The 24,060-nt window shown below is 57.2% G+C and carries 23 protein-coding genes and 1 pseudogene; 15 read left to right on the top strand and 9 right to left on the bottom strand.

The window, feature by feature from the left end; genetic code table 11:
* Nucleotides 1–31: 31 nt before the first annotated feature.
* A complete protein-coding gene (locus tag IE093_RS22960; RefSeq protein WP_422731010.1) occupies nt 32–490 on the bottom strand; it encodes a TetR/AcrR family transcriptional regulator in 459 nt (152 codons plus the stop codon).
* Here IE093_RS22960 and IE093_RS21330 point away from each other — a divergent pair.
* Nucleotides 377–733 (top strand): HPP family protein, encoded by a 357-nt coding sequence (locus tag IE093_RS21330; protein WP_422731009.1) that lies wholly within the window; start codon nt 377–379, stop codon nt 731–733. The genes IE093_RS22960 and IE093_RS21330 overlap by 114 nt on opposite strands.
* Before the next feature lie 201 nt (nt 734–934).
* Here IE093_RS21330 and IE093_RS21325 read toward each other — a convergent pair whose 3' ends face one another.
* The 3 genes from IE093_RS21325 to IE093_RS21315 all read right to left on the bottom strand — a co-directional run bounded on the left by IE093_RS21325 (nt 935) and on the right by IE093_RS21315 (nt 2,892).
* Nucleotides 935–1,972 (bottom strand): hypothetical protein, encoded by a 1,038-nt coding sequence (locus tag IE093_RS21325; protein ID WP_189472794.1) that lies wholly within the window; start codon nt 1,970–1,972, stop codon nt 935–937.
* Between the two features lie 324 nt (nt 1,973–2,296).
* The gene (locus IE093_RS21320) at nt 2,297–2,689 is read right to left on the bottom strand and encodes a hypothetical protein (protein WP_189472792.1); all 393 of its coding nucleotides are present in this window, start codon (nt 2,687–2,689) and stop codon (nt 2,297–2,299) included.
* Nucleotides 2,686–2,892 carry an excisionase family DNA-binding protein gene (locus tag IE093_RS21315; RefSeq protein WP_229803861.1) on the bottom strand — a complete coding sequence of 69 codons (207 nt, stop codon included), beginning with the start codon at nt 2,890–2,892 and terminating at the stop codon, nt 2,686–2,688. Before IE093_RS21315 ends, IE093_RS21320 begins: the two co-directional genes overlap by 4 nt.
* A gap of 111 nt (nt 2,893–3,003) precedes the next feature.
* On the opposite strand from IE093_RS21315, the gene IE093_RS21310 reads away from it, so the two are divergent.
* A complete protein-coding gene (locus tag IE093_RS21310; protein WP_189472790.1) occupies nt 3,004–3,312 on the top strand; it encodes a helix-turn-helix transcriptional regulator in 309 nt (102 codons plus the stop codon).
* A 195-nt stretch (nt 3,313–3,507) separates the two neighbouring features.
* On the opposite strand, the gene IE093_RS21305 is transcribed toward IE093_RS21310, so the two are convergent.
* The 3 genes from IE093_RS21305 to IE093_RS21295 all read right to left on the bottom strand — a co-directional run bounded on the left by IE093_RS21305 (nt 3,508) and on the right by IE093_RS21295 (nt 7,019).
* The gene (locus IE093_RS21305) at nt 3,508–4,362 is read right to left on the bottom strand and encodes a dienelactone hydrolase family protein (protein ID WP_189472788.1); all 855 of its coding nucleotides are present in this window, start codon (nt 4,360–4,362) and stop codon (nt 3,508–3,510) included.
* Between the two features lie 202 nt (nt 4,363–4,564).
* Nucleotides 4,565–6,235 (bottom strand): FMN-binding glutamate synthase family protein, encoded by a 1,671-nt coding sequence (locus tag IE093_RS21300; protein WP_189472786.1) that lies wholly within the window; start codon nt 6,233–6,235, stop codon nt 4,565–4,567.
* 16 nt (nt 6,236–6,251) lie between these two features.
* Nucleotides 6,252–7,019, bottom strand: a complete 768-nt coding sequence (locus tag IE093_RS21295; RefSeq protein WP_189472784.1) for a murein L,D-transpeptidase catalytic domain family protein — start codon at nt 7,017–7,019, stop codon at nt 6,252–6,254.
* Between the two features lie 171 nt (nt 7,020–7,190).
* On the opposite strand from IE093_RS21295, the gene IE093_RS21290 reads away from it, so the two are divergent.
* The 6 genes from IE093_RS21290 to IE093_RS21265 all read left to right on the top strand — a co-directional run bounded on the left by IE093_RS21290 (nt 7,191) and on the right by IE093_RS21265 (nt 13,143).
* A complete protein-coding gene (locus IE093_RS21290; protein WP_189472782.1) occupies nt 7,191–8,876 on the top strand; it encodes a L,D-transpeptidase family protein in 1,686 nt (561 codons plus the stop codon).
* A 172-nt stretch (nt 8,877–9,048) separates the two neighbouring features.
* The gene (locus IE093_RS21285) at nt 9,049–9,255 is read left to right on the top strand and encodes a cold-shock protein (RefSeq protein WP_189472780.1); all 207 of its coding nucleotides are present in this window, start codon (nt 9,049–9,051) and stop codon (nt 9,253–9,255) included.
* Nucleotides 9,256–9,505: 250 nt separating this feature from the next.
* Nucleotides 9,506–11,275: an SLC13 family permease gene (locus IE093_RS21280; protein ID WP_189472778.1), complete on the top strand. Its 1,770-nt coding sequence runs from the start codon at nt 9,506–9,508 to the stop codon at nt 11,273–11,275.
* A 101-nt stretch (nt 11,276–11,376) separates the two neighbouring features.
* Nucleotides 11,377–12,048 carry an alpha/beta hydrolase gene (locus IE093_RS21275; RefSeq protein ID WP_189472776.1) on the top strand — a complete coding sequence of 224 codons (672 nt, stop codon included), beginning with the start codon at nt 11,377–11,379 and terminating at the stop codon, nt 12,046–12,048.
* Nucleotides 12,049–12,052: 4 nt separating this feature from the next.
* Nucleotides 12,053–12,685, top strand: coding sequence for a DUF938 domain-containing protein (locus IE093_RS21270; protein ID WP_189472774.1), 633 nt, complete (start codon nt 12,053–12,055; stop codon nt 12,683–12,685).
* Nucleotides 12,686–12,918: 233 nt separating this feature from the next.
* A complete protein-coding gene (locus tag IE093_RS21265) occupies nt 12,919–13,143 on the top strand; it encodes a hypothetical protein (RefSeq protein WP_189472772.1) in 225 nt (74 codons plus the stop codon).
* Between the two features lie 109 nt (nt 13,144–13,252).
* Here the strand turns inward: IE093_RS21265 and IE093_RS21260 are convergent, their stop codons facing one another.
* The gene (locus IE093_RS21260; RefSeq protein ID WP_189472800.1) at nt 13,253–14,665 is read right to left on the bottom strand and encodes a PhoH family protein; all 1,413 of its coding nucleotides are present in this window, start codon (nt 14,663–14,665) and stop codon (nt 13,253–13,255) included.
* A 449-nt stretch (nt 14,666–15,114) separates the two neighbouring features.
* Complete coding sequence (locus IE093_RS21255; RefSeq protein ID WP_189472771.1) at nt 15,115–16,518, bottom strand: aminotransferase-like domain-containing protein; 1,404 nt, start codon at nt 16,516–16,518, stop codon at nt 15,115–15,117.
* Between the two features lie 143 nt (nt 16,519–16,661).
* Between IE093_RS21255 and IE093_RS21250 the strand changes: the two genes are divergently transcribed.
* The 7 genes and pseudogenes from IE093_RS21250 (at nt 16,662) to IE093_RS21220 (ending at nt 23,948) form a co-directional block, all read left to right on the top strand.
* Complete coding sequence (locus tag IE093_RS21250; RefSeq protein WP_189472769.1) at nt 16,662–17,828, top strand: hypothetical protein; 1,167 nt, start codon at nt 16,662–16,664, stop codon at nt 17,826–17,828.
* Between the two features lie 12 nt (nt 17,829–17,840).
* On the top strand, nt 17,841–19,070 hold the full coding sequence (locus IE093_RS21245; RefSeq protein ID WP_268247420.1) for an aminotransferase class V-fold PLP-dependent enzyme: 1,230 nt from the start codon (nt 17,841–17,843) through the stop codon (nt 19,068–19,070).
* 2 nt (nt 19,071–19,072) lie between these two features.
* Nucleotides 19,073–20,248: an MFS transporter gene (locus tag IE093_RS21240; RefSeq protein WP_189472765.1), complete on the top strand. Its 1,176-nt coding sequence runs from the start codon at nt 19,073–19,075 to the stop codon at nt 20,246–20,248.
* Nucleotides 20,249–20,261: 13 nt separating this feature from the next.
* Nucleotides 20,262–21,200: an EamA family transporter gene (locus IE093_RS21235; RefSeq protein WP_189472763.1), complete on the top strand. Its 939-nt coding sequence runs from the start codon at nt 20,262–20,264 to the stop codon at nt 21,198–21,200.
* Between the two features lie 37 nt (nt 21,201–21,237).
* Nucleotides 21,238–22,509 carry a radical SAM/SPASM domain-containing protein gene (locus tag IE093_RS21230; protein ID WP_189472761.1) on the top strand — a complete coding sequence of 424 codons (1,272 nt, stop codon included), beginning with the start codon at nt 21,238–21,240 and terminating at the stop codon, nt 22,507–22,509.
* Nucleotides 22,502–23,445: pseudogene (locus IE093_RS21225) on the top strand (agmatinase family protein). The gene IE093_RS21230 and the pseudogene IE093_RS21225 overlap by 8 nt, the downstream one beginning before the upstream one ends.
* A 140-nt stretch (nt 23,446–23,585) precedes the next feature.
* Entirely contained in the window at nt 23,586–23,948 is a 363-nt protein-coding gene (locus tag IE093_RS21220) for a hypothetical protein (RefSeq protein WP_308427221.1), read from the top strand.
* The last annotated feature ends 112 nt before the right edge of the window (nt 23,949–24,060 follow it).

Genomic DNA, 24,060 nt, shown 5'->3' with positions numbered 1-24,060 from the left:
AACGACGCCCACTGCGAAGGAGGACGACACCTCACACACCCCTGAAGCTGTTCCGATGAAAGAGCACTGATGAAAACCGGACAATCTGAATTGATGAAAAACGGACAACCTTCAGTGACGTTGACATGATGAACATGCACCCATGAAAGCGGGGTGACATGAACCACCTCGCGTGCCAATTGAAGACCTCCCTGAGTTTGTCCTCAGGTGATGCGCACTCGGAAACGGCATTCAGCAATGACGATTTAAATGCTTGGTGACGGTGCTTTAGCACTTCCAAGACAAGGACATCCTTGTTCGCAAAGTGGTTGTATAGCGTCATTTTCGACGCTGGCACCTCGTCCCGGATCCTGTCCACGCCAACGGCATGGAAGCCATGCTCGTTGAAGAGCCGAGTCGCGGTTTGGAGGATTGCATCGCGCTTGCCCAGCCCCGAAATGTGATCGGAGGGCACTTCCTCTCTGCCTTGGTGGGCATGCTGGTACTGCATTTCATGGGCACTGGCACATTCGAGATGGCGTTAGGTGTGGGTACCGCCATCGCCCTCATGCAGCTCTTTCGTGCTGTCCATCCGCCCGCTGGAGCCAACCCCTTGGTCATCATCCTGGCAGGGACGGTCGACTACACATTCCTGTTGACGCCCGTATTGGCAGGCTCTTTCATCCTGATATTGACCGCGTTATTCATCAATAACGTAGGCACAGGGAGAAAGTGGCCGGTCTATTGGGTTTAAGCCAAGATTCCAGTGTACTGACAACGCTGCAGGCAGCGTCCTTGTCGCTGGTTTTTTTTGGTGAGACTGGCTGTCTGTCGTTAGCGGTGGGGGGCTTATCATTGGCGGACTTTTCGTTTTGATCCCCCTGTCTTTTCGCTATCAGGTTATGCCCCTCCTAGATGAAGGGGCCGGGATGGTACGAGACAGGGGGCGGCCCAGTCAGCCCATTCGAAGCAGGGTATAGGGCGCCTCGCAGGCGTGTCGTTCGTCACGTTCGTCCACGCTTCCTAGCCCCAGGTGACGGTCATTGTCGTAGGCGACGAACAAGCGCTCATGATCCAGCACTGCCAGGCCCTCCGCCTTATGCTCGAACTCCAAGGGGGTGCCATCCGGCATGGTGATCAGCCTGGGTTGCCGCCCGGCGCGCAGGTCCTCGAGGCTCATCACCCACAGATAGCCACCAATACAAGGCTCGCCGTCTTGTTCGGTCTCGAAGCTGGTCAGCAGATAGAGTCGGGCGTGATAGGGGTCATATTCCAGGCTCGACAAGCCACATTCGAATCTCACGCTCTCATGATGGCCCGGATCGAAGGTATAGAACTCACGCATCTCGTCGATGAAAATGAGGTTACCCCTGTCGTTGATCTCGTAATGAGCCCCCACCAACCGACTGACATAGGCGAAGTCATCATGGGCCCTGCCTTGTTCGCGCACGCCGAACAGCAGTAGACCATCGCCCCGTTCACCAGGTATTGCCGCCAGCCCCTCGATCTTGTAGTACGCAAAGCCGATCGCGCCATCGAGCTTGTTGCGCAATTCCAGCGAACCCTCCACTCCGTCTCGAGGGTCGGGGTCCACCACTTGCACCTTCTCCGGCTCACCCAGTGGCCAGATCAGCAGGTGGTTGTAGGCATTGAGGTCATGGCTGGCGTCATCGATGCGGTCGAAACCGGTGGTTGCCAGCACATGGCGGCCGTCTGCAGTGAGGGCGAAGTCCTCATACTTGATGGCCTGCTTGATGAGTGGTGTCGTGAAGTACTCGAGCTGGGTATCGTCCGGCCCCTCCGATTGAATGGGCAGGGCAAAAACCGCAGAGCGCTGCTCGCCGGGAATCGGCTTGTCGCTGGCCAGGATCAGCCGCTTGCCGTCGTAGACCACGGCGGAGACCTCGGCATTGGCCAGCTTGCCCCGGTCGTCACGCAGGCCAACGGGAAAGCAGCGGATGGTGCCTTGTTGCAGAATGCTGGCGCTCGTCATGATGGATGCTCCTCCTGAGTACCGGAAGTCACTTTACTATGCCCTAGGGTAGCAAGCAGATGGGAAGGAGGATTCAGTGCATCTGCCGTCCGGCACCGACGACGATGCAGCGATGGGAGGTCGATTGGCGCATCGTTAGGTAAGATCGGTGTGATTCGACTACGCTTTTATTGGTGGCGCCCAACAACCTCGTTGTTTTCTGCGTGTATACCCACGCTATAAATTGCGCCACCATGCATGCATTCGCCCCGGTCTCGATCCCAGAGGTCGGGGCTTTTCCGTTTCTGTGCAGGCAATTCTGCCGAGTGGGGCGTGAGCCGACCATCAGGCATGGTTGCGCTGGCAAGGCGTTGGACTGGAAAGGGTGGCCCGCTCGGCCGTCCGCGGTGAAGCGACGGGGTAGGGGTGAGCGGCGTCACGGGCCATAAACTGGGAATTATTGTGGTGAGAGGAGCCTGTTGTGCCTTGTCCAAGGTAGGCTTGGATCACCAGATCGATGGCAGCTTCCAGGGAGGGGATGTCGACGGCGAAGATGCTTCGTCTACCGGGCACCGTGGAACGCTCTAGAGGCACGCCCGAGGGGGCATCCGCCATATCGGCAAAATAGATGAGATAAGCGCCTTCCAGGCTTTTGAAGATGTAACCGGCATTGCGACCGTCTACGCGGAAGAGGGTGATAGGACCAAAGGCGTCCTCCTCTCGGTGGAAGGTGATCATGCCACGCCCTCCGCGTTGAGACATTCCGTGGTCAGCAGCGCGACGTTTATCAAGCGGCGGCGGCCGACCTTGTAGAGAGGGAGGTTACCCTGTTGGAGTTGACCTCGAATGGTATCGGGGGAGAGACCGGTCAACTCGGAGAATCTCTCAATGGTCATGATCGGCACGCAAGCCGGGACCTGGGGTGCTTGACTCGTTTCCATGTCGTACCTGCTCACTTTGGCATGTGGTAGGCTAATCCTTATCTCGTTTATCAACCATGTGGTTGGATGTAACCACAATGGTCTTTATTAAATATAGGTGAATAAGACCATATGTCAAGCGATCTTGGCAAGAAAGTGCGCGCAATACGCGAAGCGGAAGGCATGGGACGCCAAGCGTTCTGCAATGTGACCGGCATCACCAAGCAGACGCTGATCAATATCGAGCAGGGGAGAAACGCCCCCTCGGGCAAGTTGTTGGCACAAGTGACCAAGGCGTTCCCTCAGTACACCATGTGGCTAATGAATGACCAGGTGATAGAAGAGGTGGGCCAGATCAGTCCCTATGCGGTGGTGGCGCAAGTCGCGGAAGCCAAGGGGGATGGCTATCGGCTTTCCGGGAAGAAAGCCGAAGAGCGTTAGGTTTGCCTGAAAACTGCCTGCGCTCGGCCATACGGCGTTAAAAAATCAGCTCAAAATGCTCATTTACACCCACGTAAACTCCGCTTTTTCGCTGATTTTTGCCTTGTCTGGCCATCGCTCGGCGATTTTTCGGACAAACCCTCGCCTTCGGCAAATCTCCATGGTCCATCGAGAAAGACTACCGTGTTTATGCCTTCACTGATTGAGCGCCCGGTCCAGCGTGAGCAATGTCGCTTGCCAGGAGGCCGCATCGGCGGCGGCGTCATAGCCTAGCGGCAGGCCAAACTCCTCGGCCACGGTATCGGCATCAGGGTTGGTGAAGCTATGCAGGGCGTCGGGGTAGTTGATCACTTCGACATCGGCCCCTTGTGCTTTGAGCGTGCTGGCCATCGAGGTCAGGGCTTCTCGGGTCACCAGTGAATCGGCGCCGCCGTTGTGGATCCGTACCACGCCTTCGAATTCCTGGGGGGTACGAACCGCCTGGGTGGGACTGCCATGGAAGCTGATCGCAGCTTCGATCGGCATGCCGGATAACGCCATGTTCATCACGATGCCGCCGCCAAAACAATAACCGATTGCCGCCATGCCCGTATCCGCCACCGCTGGATGATCGCGAAGCTGGCTCATGGCGGCTTCGAGCCTGGCGCGTGCGGCTGGCCAGTCCTGCATGACGCGAGAGGAAAACTCGCCTGCCTGGTCGGGGTGCGCCGCCGTTCGACCTTCACCGTACATGTCCACCGCCAACGCCACGAAGCCAAGGGCAGCCAACTGGTCGGCGCGTGCTCTGGCATAGGCGTCGAGCCCCCACCATTCGTGCACTACCAATACCGCTGGCCTTGGCGTGTCGTCATTGGCGTTGCGTGCCAGATAGCCCTGATAGGTGTTTCCGCCGGTCGAGTACTCGAAGATCTCGCTTTCTACGCGCGGCCCCCAAGCGATATTGATATCGGTTCCCGATTCAGCCTGCGATGGCTGTGCTTCTGTCTGGGCAATCGCCGAGGAAATCATCAACCCCGGTATCAGGCACAAAAGCATGAGTAGTGCGCGCATGTAAGGCCCTCCTTGCTGATATTCCGTCCCGGGTTCCGGGCGAAGATAACCCTAGACTTTGAAAACTGTCTGCGCTCGCCGACTTTTCAGACAAACCCTGGCTTGTCATCTTTTACTAACATAGCGTCCACCAAGGGTCGCGTATACCGTCTTTTCCTGAAGTTTGCAGGTACGCGCAAGGGGCGGAAAAGGCCAGCGAGGCTCAATGCAACTTGCTGGTGCGGCGCGCTGTGACCGCTGCCGAGGGCTGGAAGCTATCGGCACTGGCCTCTTGCCAGTAGTGACGGAACACCTCGTGGTCGGATGGCCCATCGAGTAGTTCCCCTGGTGCCAGATAAGGAAACAGCACGTCGAAGGAGCGGATCTCATTTCGCGACACTCGGCGCAGGATATGCTCCGGCCCCAGTTCGCTGGTTCCCCTAAGGCCGGCGGCGGCCAGCATCTCGGCCAGTGCCTTCAAGGTGTTGTCGTGAAAGTGATAGACGCGCTGGCTCTTGTAGGGCACATCGAGGTTGGCCCCGCGCCGCTTGTCCTGGGTCGCCACGCCACTCGGACAGCGGTCGGTGTGGCAGGTCCGAGCCTGGATGCAACCCAGGGCGAACATGTAGCCGCGGGCGGCGTTGCACCAGTCGGCGCCCAAGGCAATGGTGCGGGCGATGTCGAAAGCCGAAATGATCTTGCCGGCGGCGCCGATCCGGATGCGCTCGCGCAGGTTGGTGCCCACCAGAGAGTTATGCACTAGCAGCAAGGCCTCGGTCAGCGGCATACCCAGGCGGTTGACGAATTCGAGGGGGGCGGCTCCGGTGCCACCCTCGCCGCCATCGACTACCACGAAGTCGGGATGCTCGCCGGATGCCAGCATGGCCTTGACCAGCGCAAACCATTCCCAAGGGTGGCCGATGGCCAGCTTGATGCCCACCGGCTTGCCGCCGGACAGCTCGCGTAATCGGCAGATGAAGGCCATCAGTTCCAGTGGCGTGGAGAAGGCCGAATGTGCCGCGGGCGACACCACGTCCTGACCCTCTGGCACGCCGCGCGTATCGGCGATCTCCACAGTGACCTTGACACCGGGGAGGATGCCGCCATGACCGGGCTTGGCGCCTTGCGAGAGCTTGATCTCGATCATCCGGACCTGCTCGAGGGCTGCCTTCTCGGCGAAGCGCGCCTCACAGAAGCTGCCATCGGGGTTGCGGCAGCCGAAATAGCCTGAGCCGATCTCCCATACCAGGTCGCCACCTTGGAGGTGGTGAGGAGAAATCGCGCCTTCGCCGGTGTCGTGGTAGAAGCCACCGAGGCGGGCGCCCCGGTTCAGCGCTTGGATGGCATTGGCCGACAGCGAGCCGAAGCTCATTGCCGAGATGTTGAACACGCTGGCCGTGTAGGGTTTGGCGCAGTGCTCGCCGATGGTGATGCGAAAGTCATGGCCGCCGACGGGTACAGGGGATAGCGAATGGTTGATCCATTCATAACCTTCGGCATACAAGTCATGCAATGAGCCGAATGGCACCTTGTCGGCCACCTGTTTGGCGCGCTGGTAGACCAGCGCGCGTTGCTCCCGCGAGAAGGGGCGTTGCTCGGTATCGGTCTGGATGAAGTACTGGCGAATTTCAGGGCCGATCGATTCCAGACCGTAACGGAAATGTGCCAGGATCGGGTAGTTGCGGCTCACCGTGTGCCGGCGGTTGAGCAGGTCATAGCTACCGAGGGCGGAGAACAGGGCGAAGACCAGCGCCAGCCAGCCCCAGACCGGATGGAAGCGGCTCGCCCACAGGCAAATGAGCAGGCCGAGCAAACTGGCGAGGTAGGTGGCATAGCGTAGTGGCACACGCAGCGCGCGCGGCAGATATCGACTCAGGGCGGAAAGGTTGGGCATCGAGCCACCTTGGTTGTTAGCGTCGTATGTTCGAGCGTGGATAACTTTCGTGCGTTGCCTGGCCGTCTTGCATTGCCAGGGTGTAGCCCCGGGTATCGATGCTGTTGGCCAAGGTGACTTCCTGGCCGCAACCTAGGAAATGCGATTGGGCGACCCAGCGTGGGTCGGGATAGTAGGCGAACAGGTACTGGTCTTCCTTGAGGCTGTCGATCAACGGCCTGGCGATTTCCTGACGCACGGCGGGGCAACCGTGGCTGCGCCCCAGGCGGCCGTTTTCCTCGATGAAGGATTCGCTGACATAGTCGGCGCCGTGGATGACGATGTCGCGCTCGTAAGCCAGGTCGTTGATGCCAGGCTCCAGACCTTCCAGACGCAGCGAATAACCGTTGCTGCCGTAGTAGCTGTTCAGGGTGCGAAACAGCCCCAGGCTCGATTGATGGCTCTCGGGGGTATTGGAGAACCACAGTGCCTGCTCGTCGCCGGTGCCGCGCCCGTGCGAGACCAGCTCTTCGTACAGCAGCCGCTCCTGTACCAGGTCGAAGACCCACAGGCGCGGCTCGTTGGCGCTGCGCGAGAAATCGATCACCGCCAGGCGCTCGGCGTCGGGCTGGGCGCAGTTCAGGGCGCTAGCTGCCAGGCGCAGGACTTGGGTGTCGGCATTGGGGGCCAAGCGTTGCAGGGTGTCTGATAGGGGAGTGGCGGTGACAGGGAAAGCAAGGAACAACAGGCTGGCGAGAGGAAAGGCAAGGAGGCTTTTGCGGAAAGCAAGCCAGCGTGTCGTCATGGTGAGTTCCCTCTCGATTGGTCCGGCGACGCATGAATTAACTAAAATGAATAAAGAAAAGGGCGGTGCGGTGGTACGTTGAGCCCGCCAGAGTTGCGGTTATTATGACGGTGGAGGCAGGGACAGCCAAATCGTTGAAGCGTTGAAGCGTTGAAAAGAGGCAGGAAGCCCATGATGAATTATCGAATAGCCCATGTTCTGTTCGTGTCGTGGTTCGCCTTGACCTGGGCCGTGGGCACCGCCTGGGGGCAAGGCGCTGTCTCCGACGGTGCTGAGAGTACTGAGGTAGCGGCCCGTATTCGGGCCTTGGCACAGGAAGACAGGTATGACTCGGCGCTCGGCGAATCCGTGCGCGACTTCTATCGGGCACGCGACTTCCGGCCGGTATGGCATGAGGAGTCACGAGTCACAGCTCTGGTCGCGGAGTTGGAAGCGCTGGACCACGATGGCTTGAGACCGGCCGATTACCGACCCGATGCCTTGGCGCTGGCATGGCAGCAGGTCCGCCAACAGGGAGCGAGTGGCGGCCAGGCATTGGCACGGGCCGAGTTGGGCACCACGCAACGTTTCCTGCTGGCGTTGCGCCATCTGCATCGCGGCAAGGTGGATCCCAGGACCGTCGACGACGATTGGGACATCCCTCGCTCGGATTTCACACCGGACATGACTGCGCTTGCGCAAGCCGTAGAGACGGGAGAGATCGAGCAAGCCTTCGATCAGGTCCGACCACCTTACCCGCCTTACGAGCGCTTGCGGGAAGGCCTGGCGCGTTATCGTGCCATCGAGGCAGCTGGCGGTTGGCCGACATTACCGTCTCGCGACTCGCCTCTGCGCCCTGGAGATCGTCACCCGGACGTGGCTCTGCTGCGCGAGCGGTTGGGCATACTCGGCCAGCCCGAACTGTTGGCAGCGGATACCGACTACTATACCGAGAATACTCTCGACATCGCGGTCAAGGCCCCCAATGCCGAATACTACGATGAGGCATTGGCCCGTGCGGTACGCCGCTTTCAGCGTCACCACTTGCTGGAGGATGATGCGGTGGTGGGTCCGCGGACCCGCGCGGCGCTCAACGTGGACGTGAGCACGCGGATCGACCAGATTCGCGTCAACCTGGAGCGAGCCCGCTGGCTGATGCATGACTTGCCGGATAGCTTCGTACTGGTGGATATCGCAGGCTACAAGCTGAGCTATTTTCTCGGTCCCGATGATGTCTGGCGAAGCCGAATCGTCGTCGGTCAGCCGTATCGCACGACACCGTCGTTGCGTTCATCGATCACCCACCTGACCTTCAACCCGACCTGGACGATACCGCCGACCATCTTCCGGGAAGACAAATTGCCGAAGATCCGGCAGGACCTGGAGTATTTGCAGCAGGAGAATCTGACCGTCATCGACTTCGATGGCAACCGACTCGATCCCGAGGAGATCGATTGGAATGAACCGGGGCCGATCATGCTTCGCCAGGCGGCAGGTGGGGACAATCCCCTGGGCAGGGTGGTGATTCGCTTTCCCAACGACCACTCGGTATACCTGCATGACACGCCTTCACAGCACTTGTTCGCCAATCCGCAGCGAGCGGTGAGCTCGGGCTGTATCCGGGTCGAGAATGCCATGGAGTTCGTCCGCTTGCTGCTCGATGACGACCGGCGCTGGAGTGCGGCCGCTCTCCAGCAGAGCGTGGCCAGCGGCAATACACGTACCGTCAACCTGCGCCAGCGGGTACCCGTGATCCTGCACTACTGGACGGTGGAGGCGAACGAGGACGGCCACTTGGCATTCCGGCCGGACATCTATCAGCGTGACGGCGCGTTGCACTTGGCGCTTCGTCGGCCCTTGTCGGAAAATTTTGATTGACGTGGCGCTCGACAGCGCGCATGCTGCGCGCAGTAGGTTAGCAAGTCGAATATCGTCAGTTGTGCCAGAGCGTTGTCATGAACCTTCGGTAGTCTGGTGAATATCTCCCTTGTTTTACCCACGCATCTCGGGTAATTCCCGGTAACATCATCAAGTTATGAAGGATCCAAACATGGCAACTGGTACCGTTAAGTGGTTCAACGACACTAAAGGCTTCGGTTTCATCTCTCCTGACGACAGTGGCGACGACCTGTTCGCACACTTCTCTGAGATTCAATCCGACGGCTTCAAGACTCTGCAGGATGGCCAGAAGGTCTCCTTTGATGTCACTCAAGGCAAGAAAGGCCTGCAGGCGTCAAACATCAAGGTCATCGGCTAAGCGCCAATGCACCGGATGATCGCCATCGTCGGATGGTGAACCTCAAGGCCCGCCTCGGCGGGCCTTGTTTATTTCGGGGCTCTCTCCAGACTGGTCCCTTCTTCCTTCTTCCTTCTTCCTTCTTCCTTCTTCCTTCTTCCTTCTTCCTGCTTATCTCTTTTTCATCTAGATAAATTTCTACAAATAACTTTGGGGTATATCTGTTGGCGTTCACAATGGGGCGTTCCGTCTCGTAGTCAATGGATTTTCCATGCCGCTAGATGCCTGGCTCTCACTCATCGTCGTCATTGCCGTCTTTCCTTTGATGGCCTTCACACGTATCGGTGCCGACATGATTCTGCTCGGTGCCGTGGTCGTACTGCTGACGCTGGATGTGATCGACCCGCAGCAAGCGCTGACGGGCTTCTCCAGCAGCGGCCTGTTCACCGTGGCCTTCATGTACGTGCTGGTGGCCAGCATCCGCGAAACCGGCGGCATCGATCTGATCATCCGCTACGTGCTGGGGCGCCCGACGAGCGAAGGTGGCGCCTTGTTGCGTCTGCTTGTGCCGGTGGCGGGCATGAGCGGCTTCATCAATAACACTCCCGTGGTGGCGACCTACATCCCGGCGGTGCTGAGCTGGAGTCGCAGGTTGGCGTTTCCGGCGCACCGCTTTCTGTTGCCGCTGAGTTTCGCCTCGATCCTTGGTGGCACCATCACCTTGTTCGGTACCAGCACCAATTTGGTGGTCAATGGCATGCTCGCCGAACGTCATCCTTCGCTTGCCATGGGGCTGTTCGATATCGCTTGGGTCGGTGTGCCAGTGGCCGTGGTGGGAGTGATCTATCTGTTGACGCTGGGACATAGGCTGTTGCCCCAACGCCGTGGTGCCGAGCAAGTCTTCGAGAATCCGCGTGAATTCACCATCGAGATGGAAGTCGATCCCTTGGGGCCGCTGGTCGACAAGACGGTGGAAGAAGCGGGGCTGCGTCACCTGCAGGAACTGTTTCTGGTCGAGATCGAGCGTGACGGCAACGTGGTCAGCGTGGTCGGCCCCGGGGAGAAGCTCAAGGGCGGCGACCGGCTGGTGTTCGCCGGGACCTCGGCGGGGGCGGTGGAGCTGCAGCAGGTGCGTGGCCTGAAGCCCTCGTACCATGGCGAGTCGAGCCTGGAGAAGGACTTCAAGGAGCGCCGCCTGGTCGAGGCGGTCGTTTCGGATCAGTGCCAGTTTGTCGGCCAACGTATCCGCGAGGGTCATTTCCGTACGCTTTATGGTGCCGCGGTGCTGGCGGTGTGCCGCGGCGGCGAGCGCGTCGCCGGCAATCTGGGACAGATCCGCCTGCAACCAGCCGATGTGCTACTGCTCGAGGCGCGCCCACCGTTCATCGAGCGCCACCGTCAGTCGCGCGATTTCCTGCTGATCAGTCAGGTCAATGGTGCGGCGCGACCGGTGCATGAAAAGGCCTGGCTAGCCTGGAGCATTCTGCTCGGGGTTGTGGCCATGGCGACATTCGGCGTGTTGAGCCTGCTCAATGCCGCCATGCTCGGCGCGGCGCTGGCGGTGGTTACGGGCTGCTGCAGCATCGGCGCAGCCAAGCGCAGTCTGGATGTACAGGTGTTGTTGACCATCGCTGCGTCGTTCGGACTCGGAGCCGCCCTGGAGAGCTCAGGAGCGGCACAAACCCTGGCAGCGGCGGCGCTGGGGATGGCTGCTGGCGATCCCTGGCTAATGTTGGTCATGGTCTATGTCGTCGTTGCGCTGTTGACCGCGCTGATTACCAACAATGCCGCGGCGGTGATCAGTTTTCCCATCGTTGTTGCCAGTGCCGAGAGCATGGGCGTGAGTCCCATGCCTTACGTGGTGGCAGTGATGTTCGCTGCCTCGGCGAGCTTCATCACCCCGATCGGTTATCAGACCAATTTGATGGTATATGGTCCGGGCGGCTATCGCTTCAGCGACTACCTGAGGGTAGGTGGTCTGCTCAATATACTCGTGGCCCTCGTTGCCTTGCCGCTGATCCCACGGATCTGGCCGTTCTGACGTCAAAAGGCGACTCGGACCCGACATCGGGGTCGCCGCCGCGAGAGGCTTGCGTTAGGCTCTGCCTGGGTATCGAAAAGCTTTCAAGGAGTAGCCCCCACATGAGTCGACCCACCGAGCTGGTCATCGAGCCCCGCAATGGCAAGCCCGCCGATAGTTGCGTGATCCTGCTGCACGGCCTTGGTGCCGACGGTCACGATTTCGAGCCGCTGGTGCCGGCGCTGGATCTCCCCCCCGATCTCGCGGTGCGTTTCGTGCTGCCCCACGCACCGAGCCTACCGGTGACCATCAATGGCGGCATGGTGATGCCGGCTTGGTATGACATCCTGGAAATGGATCTCGGGCGTCGCGTCGACGAAGCCCAGCTCAAGGCCTCGGCGAAGCGGGTGCATCGCTTGATCGATGCCGAGATCGACAAGGGCATCGACAGCCAGCGCATCGTGCTTGCCGGCTTCTCGCAAGGTGGGGCAGTCGCTTATCAGGCGGCGTTGACCTACCCTCGGCCGTTGGCCGGCCTACTGGCCATGTCGACCTACTTTGCCACGGCGGACAGTATCGAACTCCACGAGGCCAACCGTGGTCTGGTGATCGAGGCTCACCACGGCAGCTTCGACCCGGTGGTTCCAGAAAGCTTGGGACGTGAGGGAGCGGAGCGGGCCAGGGAGATGGGCTACGAGGTCAACTACCGCCGTTACCCCATGCAGCATTCGCTGTGCCCGCAGCAGGTCGCCGATATCTGCCCCTGGCTGGCCCAGCGTCTGGCCAAGGAGTGAGTCCATGGGCACCCTGGATCCGAGGGCATCCAAGCCCGATGCTCGCCTGTCGAGCCCGGCGGTGGCGCGTAATCGCGAGCCGATTCTCGAGGTATTGCGGCAGCACCTTCCGTCACGGGGGCTGGTGCTGGAAATCGCCAGCGGTAGCGGTGAGCATGCGCTGCACTTCGCTACCGCACTGCCGGACCTCGACTGGCAGCCAAGCGATCCCAGTCCCCAGGCGCGAGCCTCCATCGCCGCCTGGCGCGATAGGCTAGGGCCGGCCAATCTGCACCCACCGCTCGCCCTGGATGTGACTCGACGCCCCTGGCCAGTGGAAGATTTTACTGCCCTGGTCTGCATCAATATGCTGCATATCTCACCCTGGGCCGCTACCGAGGCGTTGCTGGCCGAGGCCGGGGAGCGGCTGCCCGTGCATGGCGTGCTGTATCTCTATGGGCCGTTCAAGCGCGATGGAGTGCATACGGCTCCGAGCAATGCCGAATTCGATCGCGAGCTGCGCGCTCGCAACCCTCGCTGGGGGATCCGCGATCTCACCGAAGTGACGGATCTGGCGACCCGGCATGGCCTGCACCTCGAGGCCGTGGTGGATATGCCGGCGAACAACCTGAGTGTGGTGCTGCGTCGCCATGGCTAGGCACTGTCTGAAAACTGTCTGCGCTCGCCCATACGGCGTTAAAAATCAGCTTAAAATGCTCATTTACACCCACGTAAACTCCGCTTTTTCGCTGATTTTTGCCTTGTCTGGCCTTCGCTCGTCGACTTTTCAGACAGCGCCTGGTGACGCTTCCGGACAGGAGGTCGAAGGCGCTTGAAGTTTCGGGCTATGCCCTAAAGACTGAAAGAACCACGTCAAGGAGGAGGTCGCACATGCCCGATCTGTCCGAAGAGTTCCGCTTGCCTGTGGGATGCCCCAACTGCGGTAGTCATCGCATGCGGGTTTCCGAGGTACACAATCCCGATGACAAGGTGTTCTGTTCCTCCTGCAATACCTATATTTGCCTCTACCATGAAGCCCAGACCATCCTGCGCAAAGGGCCAGGAAGCGAAAGCGAGGCACTGATCGAAAAGGCAGCCAATCGCCACGAACCTTGAGTCGGCCGCTATCGACGGTCTAGCCACTTAGCGAAGTGATGGGAATTCATTCACTGGAGTGCAACGATGAGCCCCGGCAGTTGCCGGGGCTTTCGGTTGCAAGGTTGGATCAGAGCAGCTCTTCCGCCGCCAGTGCCAGGCGCGAGCGCTCGACACTGCGCAAGGTGATATGGCCGGCATGCGGCCAGTTGCGGAAGCGTTCGACGATCGCCGCCATGCCGCAGGTGTTGGCGGTGAGGTAGGGGGTGTCGATCTGGTTGACGTTACCCAGGCAGACGATCTTGGTGTTGCGCCCGGCGCGGCTGACCAGCGACTTGAGTTGCTTGGGCGTGAAGTTCTGCGCCTCGTCGATGATCAGGAAGGTGTCGTTCAGGGTTCGCCCGCGCATGAAGGTCGGCGAGCGGATTTGCACTCGCGAACCTATCAGCGAGCGTGTGGCACCGTCGTTCCAGCTTGAGCTGCCATCCTTCTCGTCGCGCAGCAGGTTGTCCATGTTGTCGTGGAAAGCACCCATCCAAGGTGACATCTTCTCTTCCTCCGTGCCAGGCAGGAAGCCAATGTCCTCGCCCATGGGGATCGGTGCGCGAGTGAACACGATGCGTTCGAAACGCTTGCTGTCCAGGGTCTGCTGGAACGCCGCCGCCAGGGTCATGTAAGTCTTGCCGGTACCGGCGCTGCCGGCGATGGTGATCAGGTCGATCTCCGGGTCCATCAACAGGTTGAGGGCGAAGTTTTGCCTGCTATCGTGGGCATGCACGCTCCACACACCGGCATGATGTCGGTAGTTGGTCAGCAGTTGTAGTCGCGCGCTGCTGGGCCCCAACTCGCGCACGATGGCCTCGAAGTCGGCCCCGTTCTCACTGTCGGAAACCAGCATGCCCACGTGCCAGTCGTCGGGCAGATCGCCCTTGAGCTGATAGAAGGTCTGGTGGTCGATGCGATCGACCTTGACCTCGACATTCAGCGACTCCCACAATCCGGCGCCATCCTGACCGGCTCCGGCATATACCTTGGCGCCCTCGATCATGGCGTCGTTGTCGGAGAACACCCGATCGTTGAGGTAGTCCTCCACCGGTACCTTGAGCGCGGCGGCCTTGACCCGCAGATTGATATCCTTGGTGACCAGGATCACCGAGGCATCGGGACGGTCGTCGCGCAGGCGGCAGGTTTCCGCCAGCAGGCGGTTGTCGGGACTGTCCTCCATGTTGTCCAGGGGCTCCAGGTCCTGGTAACAGAGAAAACGCAGGCGACCGGTGGGGCCGACCGATCCGGGTAACGGGATGCCCTCCTGGATCTCGTCGAAGCTGACCTGGCTAGTCAGATCGGACAGGGTGCGGCTGATCTGCCGGGCAGTGCGGGCGATCTCGCGAATGCCACTCTTGTGCCTGTCGAGCTCTTCGAGGACGGTCATGGGGATGACCACATCGTGTTCTTCGAACTGATAGAGGGCTGCAGGGTCGTGAATCAGGACGTTGGTATCCAGCACGTAGAGGCGGGTGGCTTTCTTCTCGATGCGTACCATCGGCTTGAGCACTCCTTGGATTGACGGCATGGTCGACACTGGCATTGACGCCTTACGGTCATATGACAGGCTGTCATGCGCTCGACCGGTATCGTTTTCGTTAGGGATGCGTGGGCGTCGATGGGCTCCTTTTTTCATAGGACATTTGACACCAAGATGAACGGTGCGCTCCGGTTTCGCCAGCGACGCCTCTCACGTTAATTCTGCTCAATGGGCATCGCACGCCGCTAGCGAAGGCATCTGTCGATGGTGTCGCGCTTGGTGAATTCGTGCAATGAGACGAGTCGAGAGGGGGGGAGGAGGGCTCTAAAGCGCTGCCTTGTGCAGTGCAGGGTCGTTCAGCCTATCCTGGAAACCGGGTGCATGCCAAGAAAATCAGTCAACGCTGATCAGCGCCTGTTCGTTCTTGAAGCGTACCGGCCAAGTGCGTAGACGGACCAGGAAGCCCTTCAGGCCACCATTTCAAGAGGGGAGCTGAGAAATTTGGCTGCCCTTGCGTCTCGTGTATAAGCCACGTTGATGCGCATCCAGGGGGAACTGGTCGCGTGGGGCAGAAACATGTGCCCCGGTGACAGGCTGATCCCGGCTTGCCGAGCATACTGGACAAGCTGGGCAGAGGATTCGACCCCAGGATACCGCACCCAGATGAACATGCCGCCAGCAGGCTCCGTGTAGATTTCCCAACCCGCGCCTCTTATCAGGTTCAGGGCGGAGGTCATCTGGCCGGAAAGCTTTACCCTGAGCCGTTCCGCCAACTTCCGGTAGGAACCGTTCTGGAGCATGGTCATGACCACCTGCTCGGCAAACCGCGAGGCGGAAATACTGGTGAGCATCTTCACATCGACCAGATTCTTGATCAGGGATGGTTCCGCGGCAATGAAACCGACTCGCAACGAGCAGGACAGGCTTTTGGAGAAGCTGCCCAGGTAAATGACCTTTTGCAATCCATCCAAGGCGGTGAGCCTTATCGTGGGCTCATGCTGGAAGTCCGCGTAGATATCGTCTTCGACGATCTGGAAGCCGTGTTTTTCGGCGAGTTGAAGCACTTGGTGGGCAACGGTCGGGATCAGTGTCGTTCCTGTGGGGTTCTGGAACACGCTATTGGTGAAGAACAGCTTCGGCTTGTACTTGGACAGCAGATATTCCATCTGCTCCGTGTCGGGGCCACCGGCGAGACGGGGTACGCCGATCGCCTTGACCTGTTGAAGTCGCAGCAGGCCAAAAAGGTTGTAGTACCCCGGCGATTCGACGAACACCACGTCGCCGGGCTTGAGCATCAGCCGGACGATGAGATCCAATGCATGGCTTCCGCCGCCGGTCATGAGAATCTGGTTGGCGTCCGCTTCGATGCCGAGCAGCCGTATCCGTTCCTGGATCAGGGAGCGAAGTTCCGGTATCCCCATGGGGGTGCTGTAATCGAAGATACCGGAACGATGCTGCCGGGCGACATGGCGTATCGCGTACGTCAGGTCGTCGCCCTCACGCCAATGGTGGGGTAACCAGCCGCAGCCGAGCTTCAAGTTGCCCTCATCGGCTTTGAACAGGTTCCACATCTCGCCGGTCATGTCTTCAAGACTTGCCTGGGACGATGCATCCTTCGAGAGGATATTGGCGGCATTTTCGGCCACGAAGAATCCGGAGCCCGGCTTGGAGCGGACCAAGCCATGGGCAACCAGCCTCTCATAGGCTTCGATCGCGGCGTTACGGCTGATGGAGTGATCCGCCGAAAGTTGCCGTATCGAAGGCAGGCGGCTGCCACCACCGGCACCGTGTCGCTCTATCCACTCGCGAATTCCTGCCTCTACCTGTTGCACGACAGGTGTTTCCGAGTGCTTGTTTATTTTCAGCTTCATGCCGGCGAGCTCCCTGCTTCAGCAAACCGTTCAGAAAAATCCAGGAACAGTTCTTTGATAATCATGCGTAAGTGTACCTTACCGGATGACCGTATAGGTGCGAGGTTGGTGATTCCACGGCACATGACGTGGTGAATTTGGATGTGAATGCCTTCAAGGAGAAGAGTCATGAAGCTCAAGAAAGTGGATGCAGCCAAAACCAGCACACGTCGCGTCAATGGTGCTACCTGCGGCTGACTGGCGGAACTCGGGCGGCCCGTTGGGCCGCCTTGGAAGCAAGGTATCAGGGAGAAATGTCGATGTTCGATGTTGAAAGAGATTGGAATGAATTCCCGAAGTTTCGACATAATCTTTGGACTACCTTTGCGGACAATCCCGATCTCACCTATCTGACGGTAAGCCATGGAAAGTTCGAGGTTCTGACTTCTGATGCTCGAGAATTCTTGAAGATACGTGGCTTCTGCACAGGGCATAATTCAGTCGACCAGATCTCTGAGAAGTCAGGCTTTTCTTCGGCAAAGGTTAGAGAAATAGTCGACTCTCTTGCCGCGGGTGACATGCTTCGTCGAAAAGCACGGCCCTTCAGGGATCTCGACCCCTTGGAAGTCCAGGGGATGTTGCTGGCCGCCGCCGGTATCTGGGCGGAACAGTTGCGTGAGACCCACATTGCCGTGGAAGTCTTCAATGGGGACGTTTCCCATCGGGTGGCGATCGGCTGGCTACTGGAGACCTACCATTACATCAAGGCCTTCCCGAGTGCCATCGACATCGCTGCTGGTGCTGCGAGCGGTGAGCTTCGCTCTGTAATGGAGGAGTACGCCAATCAGGAGCGGGGCCATGAACAGTTCGTTGAAGATACACTCGTTCGCTTGGGGCTCACCCGTGATGAAGTACGTACCAGTACCCCCTTGGTGACGACTCGCCTGATTGACTTGCTCATGAAAGAGATGTTCGTGACTACGCCTCAGGCCGCTTTACTGGTAGCGGCGATCGTCGAGGCGGATGACTTTGAAGAAGACGAGCTTCCGTCTCTGTCTCGGCAGTTTACTCAGCACTATGGAGTCGATCAGGACGCGCTCGACCCACTTTTCAGACATAGCATGATCGATGCCGAGCTTGGCCATGGAGAGTTAGCGGAGCGATACAGGCATCTGCTGACGTTCGGCAACGAGCACGAGCTCAATGACATGGTCAACAAGCTCCATGATCTCAAGCATGCCTTCGATGCTCAGAAGCTGGAAATAAAGGAGTACTACAGCCGGGAGGGTAATTACTTTCCCCGTCAGGTTGTGGACTATTTCGCCATTTAAGGAGCCGTTGGCATGGTATCCGATAGGCTATCCCCCTCGCCGGAGCAATTGAGGGGAACTGCTCGACATTTCCCGACGCTTGCACAATCCGACATACATGGTATCCGCATATTCGCCGATAACTCTTCGCGCGCTCAGATGCCGGCCATGACCCATAACGCCATCAGCGAGCAGGCTCTCTTTTGGGAGACCCACCGAGGCGGGAAGGCCGAGTGGGATACCCCACGCTCGGAGCGAGCCGCCGAACTGCGATTTCTCGCACGGCGGGCGGCAGCGGAGCTCTGTGGTGGGCAGGCGAGCGAGATTGGATTTGCGGCCAATGGGACCTCGGCCCTGGCAATACTGGCCAATGCCATGTTCGGAACGCTGCTGCACCCCGGCGATAGCGTGGTGATTACCGAGGCGGATCATGATGCCAACCGTTTGCCATGGCAAAGGCTGGTCTCGAAAGGCGTGCGTGTGATCGATGTACCTGTCGCCTGGGATGGAGGACTGGATCATGAGGCTTGGGCAAGGGCTTTGAAGCAAAAGCCGAAAGTCGTGGCACTCTGCATGCTTTCGAATGTGACGGGGGTTGTATTGCCTTACATCGAACTGGCGTCGCAAGCCAAGCGTGCCGGTGCCTGCGTCATCCTGGATGCCGTGCAGGGGCCGCCACACGGCTACACCGATATCATGGCCCATGACATCGACATGGCCATGTTCTCCAACTGCAAGCTGTTTTCGCCACACCTGGGGTGGTGGGCCATCAAGCCGGAACTCGTCGAGACATTGACGTTGTCGCCTCCCGGCGGAAATCATCCGGCGCTGGAGTGGGGCACCTTTTCTCATGCGGCATTCGCTGGATTCGTTGCAACTCACCGATATCTGACCGCCCTATCTCCACAACGGAGACTAGGCCAAGCCATGGCAATGATCCGTGAGCATGAAGCTGGGCTCGTGCAGCGGTTTTTCGAGAAGTTGCCGGGATATTGTCGGCCAATCTTGCTGGCCGCCGATACGGGACATCAGCGGGTTCCGATCTTTTCGCTCGCCATTCCGCCGGAGCGGTGGGCCAGGACGCAAGTGGCGTTCCTCGAAGCCGGTATCGATGTCCGGGTGGGGCAATTCGGCTGTCCCGCAACGTTAAGGCGTCTGGCCAGCGATAGCCGCGATGCCGCTTTGCGGTTGAGTTTCGTGCATTACAACGAACCAGAGGATATCGATGCCGTGTGTGATGTCCTTGCTCACCTCGGGCCGTAGCCATGGATAGGATCAATGCCATGCGCCTCGCATTCGCGTTGTGCATGATCACTACGGCGGTGAATCTGCAGGCTCCGCTATATGATGCCTTTGCGGCGCGAGATGGTGTAGGCGTGGGGGCGACGACGGTCGCATTCTCTTTCTATGTGGTCGGCATCATGCCTGTCCTTCTGTTGCTGAATGGCCTTTCCGAGCGTGTTGGCCGTCGTCCCTTGATCGTCGTCGCCTTGCTGTTGTGTTTGGCTGCCACCATCCTGACCCTCGTCGCACCGGGCCTTGCCACCTTGGCCATTGCCCGGTTCATGATGGGCATCGGATCCGCTCTGACGTCGGCGGTTGCCCCTGCGTATATGCTCGATCTGTTCAAGAGAGAGGATAGCCGGGTGCCGGCCAACTGGGTGACTGCCAGCACGTCGCTGGGTTTCGGTCTTGGCGCGGCCATTACCAGTCTATTCATTCTCCACTCACCAAGCCTGACACCGCCTAGTTTCTGGATATACCTGGGGGCGGGGTCGCTGGCACTGTTGCTTGTGATGACCTTGAAGGATGAAGCACCGAGGCGGGCCAAGGCCGAAATGCTGCGTTTACCGATGTATCCCCCAGGCGCCTTTGCCTATGGGCTATCCATTTTGCTTGCCTGGGCAACGGTGGGGTTGGTCATCGCGATTCTGCCCTCGGCCCTGGCCCAGCATGGGCTGTCGGGTTGGGCAGGATTCGCGACATTCGGCATTTGCAGTTGCGGCGTATTGTTCCAACCATTGGCACGCAAGTTGTCTCCCCATGTCTCGACTCGAATAGGCCTGATCATTCTTCCTGTTTCCTACGCCCTGATTGCCTGGGGAGCCCTGCAAGGTGTCTTGAGTGCGGTGCTGGCCGGGACCGTCGCCGCAAGCAGCGCCTGCTACGGGTTCGTCTATTTGGGGGGACTGAGTGGGGTGCTCGACGTGGCGGGAGATCAAAAATCCCGGGCAAGCGCGGGGTACTTTCTGATGGCTTATATCGGTTTCAGCATTCCAGTGATCACGACCGGCGCCTTGATCGATGCTCTTGGGCACTCGATGGCATTGACCCTTTTCGGTATGGCACTGCTGGGTGGTGCCATCGTGGTGAGTTGGCTTCTAAGATTAAGAATTGGCTATATCAGAGTTCCTGGCAATTTGATAAGAGAAAATAGATAAATAGGAATGGTATATGAAACGGATACCTCGTCAGTTTTCGCTTGGCATTAGTGCAATTTTTATTGCGGCAGTTATTTTTGGTGTTGCAGGAGCTTTCGCAAAAGCCTTATTCCACGCTGATATATCACCAATAGATCTAACAGCTGTTCGGTCGCTGGTTGCATGTGGGATTTTTGCTTTAATGATGCTAGTCACACAACCTAGGGCCTTTCGTATCAAATTGTCATCGGCTCCACTGCTGATTGCAACTGGCCTGGCTTTCACGGCAGTAAATGTAACATTTTATCTGTCAATTAGCATGATCAGTGTTGCTGCAGCGATTACGTTGGAGTATACGGCACCATTCTTTGTTCTCATTATAGGCCTGTCTTTGAAGACTCGCCGTTTTGATATGCGTGATTTGGGTATTGTTATTCTAAGCATTGTCGGTTGCTTTCTTTTGTCTGGTAGTGAGGCAGAGATTTTTTCCTCCAACATTGGTATCTTGGTTGGGCTGATATGTGGGTTATCTTTTGCAGTATTCAATATGCTAGGAAACGCCTGCAAGCAGCAAGGACTTGGGGCCAGTACGGTTACCTTGTACGCTTTCATTGTCAGTGCGATAGTTTGGGCTTTCTTGCTCCCTCTGCTAAGTATTGATGAGATTGAAATAACCCGTGAAGTTGCTCTTTATTTAGGTTTTATAACAGTTGTCGCAACAGTTGTTCCATACTGGTTGCTTATGTATGGTCTGCGTTATGTGGATGCATTGCCGGCTACAGTTATTGGTATGTTAGATCCTCTGGTGGCAGGTTTTGCTGCATTTGTCTTGCTTGGGGAGCGACTTACACTGGCTAATATGGTTGGAATTGTTATTGTTATTATAGCAGTGTGCTTGATATCTATTAAAGAGGGAGATAAGCAGGATGAAGAAACCACTAGCCAGTTAGAAGATTCGGTTCGGGATGTATAGATAGAATTTGGTTTGATAGGTCTAAAGAGGGAATGATATGAAAGATAATAGAATAGAACTGGCCGATTTGAGTTTTCTGGCCTTTGGTGAAAAAGATAATCTTGATAATCTTCCAGACCAACGCTTGGCGCCAGGCGTTGATAGGAAAACATTGCCTCATATCCTTGCTGCTCAAAAACGTCTGGAAAACCTGTGGGCATACGGAACCGACTATTGCCAGGATACTATCTATGTGGCGAAAGAAGAAAACAAACTTCTCCATCTGGATTTAGACTTGACTGGCGAGTGTAAGCTGAAATGTTTTTACTGTGACCGTACTCCGGATCGTTACAGTGATGTGCCGAATCGCGTTGAGCTGACCACAGAAGAGCGCAAAGATATTATTCTTCAGGCCCATAGATTGGGCGCAACCACCGTAGAGTTTCCCGGAGCAGGAGAGCCGATGATTGATCCTGGATTTTGGGAGATTGTAGAGTATATTCATAGCTTGGGCATGACTACGGTCTTATTTACCAGTGGATATCATCTTGATGCTGCTTCCGTTGATCGGCTTTACAGTCTTGGGGTGACTGTTTTCTTAAAATACAACAACATAGACACTGCCGTCCAGGATCGGATGGTAGGTGTACGTGGCTATGGGATGAAGGCAAGAAATGCCATGAATTTGCTTCTAGATAGAGGATTTAATAAATCAGTTCCTACTCGCTTGGCTATCGATGTGGTGGTGACGCCGAAATATCATGACCTGGAAGATGTCGCGAATCTGTTTCGCTGGTGCAGGGATAATAATGTCCATAATTATATTATGACTCTGATTCCGGAGGGTATGGCGGATCACAAATCTCTTTTGCTGGAGAAAGAGCGTGCTAATGACTTGATCGAGATGATGCGTAAAATAGATGAAGAAGAATATGGTTTGAATTACTCCCCTAGCCGACCGATGGGGGGAGGCTACCGTTGTCGGCAGGTAAACTGTGGCCTATTCGTTAATTTGTTCGGCGAAGTATATGATTGTAATGGGCTGGCCAGATTAATCGGGCATCTACGCCGAGACTCATTAGAAGAAATATGGTGTTCATCCTATGCCACAAAAATTCGTGTTCCAGATCAGAATGGCTTCTGTTTGGTGAGAGAACGACAATGGCAGGGGCGAGATGTTTCAGCTATGAATCGGAAGACAGAGGAATATGAACGCTGGCGGTCTCGTAACGGTGATGATGTAGTTGTCGAGCGAGCTAAGGATGAGGTTGGGATAGGTTGTGTAGAGCTAAACAGAAAAGGTGCGACCATAAAGAGTAAGGATGTGTGATTGGGAGCTTATGATGTATAATAAAGTTGTTAATGACCAAACGATAAAATGGGTCTCGGAGGCTTGGGTTTCCGATGTGGAAAGTATGGACGAGTATGTTGATTTTTTGGAGATTCCGTTCGACTTTGCAGTTAGTCATCGCCCAGGAACCCGTTTTGGACCGGCTGCAATCATCGACGCTTTGAATGGTTTTAGCCTCTATTGTACAGATAAAAGGGTGGACCTATCCTCGCTGCGTTTTCATCGTAATGCACCTCCTCCTGTTTTAAATGATATTCATCAGACCTATTCCCATATCGAAGAAATGGTGGCATCTCTTCCCTCGTCGTCAAGACCGGTCTTCTTGGGAGGGGATCATTCAATCACTGATCCTATATTGCGCGGACTGCTAAAGCGTTCTGGAGGTCAGAATTTTGGCCTTATCGTGTTTGACGCTCATTTTGATTCTCGACCGCCAGTTAAGGGGCGAGAGCATTCCGGGCACTGGATGTATACAGTGGAGGAAGTGTTCAGTCATGCTAATAGCGTACAGCTTGGTATTAACGCACCAATCTACTCCAAGGAGTATATGGACCAGGCTGAGAGTTCTGGTGTTTTGGTTAGAACGCCATATGAAATCCGGAAGTTGGATGGGAGAAGGCTTTAGATGAAGCTATTGAATATGCAATGCGTGATGTTGGAGGGGTTTACATCTCTATTGATATAGACTGCCTTGACCGAGCATTCGCCCCCGGGACAAGCGTACCTAATGGCTGTGGGTTGATGACGTATGAGGTGGCAGATGCTCTGTATGAGATTGCACGTCGGGTAGAGGTAATAGGTCTCGATATTGTAGAAGTAAGTCCCCCGCTTGACAATACATCAAATACACCAGAGGTTGCTGCTCATTTTATATTAAACTATCTAGCAGGAATTGCTGAGAGGAAACAAGCTTAGGTAATTGCTTGAATTTTGTGTGTAAATAAAAATTTGTTTTTGCTTTTCCCGGCGAAGCGTAAAGAGTGTGATTAAGGCTATCTGGCTGGGCAGGATTCGCGACATTCGGCATTTGCAGTTGCGGCGTACTGTTCCAGCCGTTGGCACGCAAGTTGTCTCCCCATGTCTCGACTCGAATAGGCCTGATCATTCTTCCCGTTTCCTACGCCCTGATTGCCTGGGGAGCCCTGCAGGGTGTCTTGAGTGCGGTGCTGGCCGGGACCGTCGCCGCAAGCAGCGCCTGCTACGGGTTCGTCTATTTGGGGGGACTGAGTGGGGTGCTCGACGTGGCGGGAGATCAAAAATCCCGGGCAAGCGCGGGGTATTTTCTGATGGCTTATATCGGTTTCAGCATTCCGGTGATCACGACCGGCGCCTTGATCGATGCTCTTGGGCACTCGATGGCATTGACCCTTTTCGGTATGGCACTGCTGGGTGGCGCCATCGTGGTATGCGTCCGGTAAACACACCTTCCGCTGAGCCCCGACTTCGATGACGGTAGGTGTCCACCTATTCCTTAGTGGACACCTACCATGAGTGAGTTAAGCGTATGGGAGGCGCCTCGAAAGCGTCGCC

Origin of the sequence: Litchfieldella qijiaojingensis (assembly GCF_014651875.1) — a bacterium.
Taxonomy (GTDB): domain Bacteria; phylum Pseudomonadota; class Gammaproteobacteria; order Pseudomonadales; family Halomonadaceae; genus Litchfieldella; species Litchfieldella qijiaojingensis.
This window is presented reverse-complemented; position numbering and strand designations above follow the sequence as displayed.

Coding starts and splice junctions, on each gene's coding strand:
- IE093_RS21245 (WP_268247420.1), top strand. CDS start 17,841: ATGGTATCCGATAGGCTATCCCCCTCGCCGGAGCAATTGAGGGGAACT.
- IE093_RS21295 (WP_189472784.1), bottom strand. CDS start 7,019: ATGACGACACGCTGGCTTGCTTTCCGCAAAAGCCTCCTTGCCTTTCCT.
- IE093_RS21325 (WP_189472794.1), bottom strand. CDS start 1,972: ATGACGAGCGCCAGCATTCTGCAACAAGGCACCATCCGCTGCTTTCCC.
- IE093_RS21285 (WP_189472780.1), top strand. CDS start 9,049: ATGGCAACTGGTACCGTTAAGTGGTTCAACGACACTAAAGGCTTCGGT.
- IE093_RS21235 (WP_189472763.1), top strand. CDS start 20,262: ATGAAACGGATACCTCGTCAGTTTTCGCTTGGCATTAGTGCAATTTTT.
- IE093_RS21310 (WP_189472790.1), top strand. CDS start 3,004: ATGTCAAGCGATCTTGGCAAGAAAGTGCGCGCAATACGCGAAGCGGAA.
- IE093_RS21255 (WP_189472771.1), bottom strand. CDS start 16,518: ATGAAGCTGAAAATAAACAAGCACTCGGAAACACCTGTCGTGCAACAG.
- IE093_RS21290 (WP_189472782.1), top strand. CDS start 7,191: ATGATGAATTATCGAATAGCCCATGTTCTGTTCGTGTCGTGGTTCGCC.
- IE093_RS21240 (WP_189472765.1), top strand. CDS start 19,073: ATGGATAGGATCAATGCCATGCGCCTCGCATTCGCGTTGTGCATGATC.
- IE093_RS21275 (WP_189472776.1), top strand. CDS start 11,377: ATGAGTCGACCCACCGAGCTGGTCATCGAGCCCCGCAATGGCAAGCCC.
- IE093_RS21315 (WP_229803861.1), bottom strand. CDS start 2,892: ATGGAAACGAGTCAAGCACCCCAGGTCCCGGCTTGCGTGCCGATCATG.
- IE093_RS21230 (WP_189472761.1), top strand. CDS start 21,238: ATGAAAGATAATAGAATAGAACTGGCCGATTTGAGTTTTCTGGCCTTT.
- IE093_RS21300 (WP_189472786.1), bottom strand. CDS start 6,235: ATGCCCAACCTTTCCGCCCTGAGTCGATATCTGCCGCGCGCGCTGCGT.
- IE093_RS21305 (WP_189472788.1), bottom strand. CDS start 4,362: ATGCGCGCACTACTCATGCTTTTGTGCCTGATACCGGGGTTGATGATT.
- IE093_RS21320 (WP_189472792.1), bottom strand. CDS start 2,689: ATGATCACCTTCCACCGAGAGGAGGACGCCTTTGGTCCTATCACCCTC.
- IE093_RS21330 (WP_422731009.1), top strand. CDS start 377: ATGCTCGTTGAAGAGCCGAGTCGCGGTTTGGAGGATTGCATCGCGCTT.
- IE093_RS21270 (WP_189472774.1), top strand. CDS start 12,053: ATGGGCACCCTGGATCCGAGGGCATCCAAGCCCGATGCTCGCCTGTCG.
- IE093_RS21265 (WP_189472772.1), top strand. CDS start 12,919: ATGCCCGATCTGTCCGAAGAGTTCCGCTTGCCTGTGGGATGCCCCAAC.
- IE093_RS22960 (WP_422731010.1), bottom strand. CDS start 490: ATGCAGTACCAGCATGCCCACCAAGGCAGAGAGGAAGTGCCCTCCGAT.
- IE093_RS21280 (WP_189472778.1), top strand. CDS start 9,506: ATGCCGCTAGATGCCTGGCTCTCACTCATCGTCGTCATTGCCGTCTTT.
- IE093_RS21260 (WP_189472800.1), bottom strand. CDS start 14,665: ATGGTACGCATCGAGAAGAAAGCCACCCGCCTCTACGTGCTGGATACC.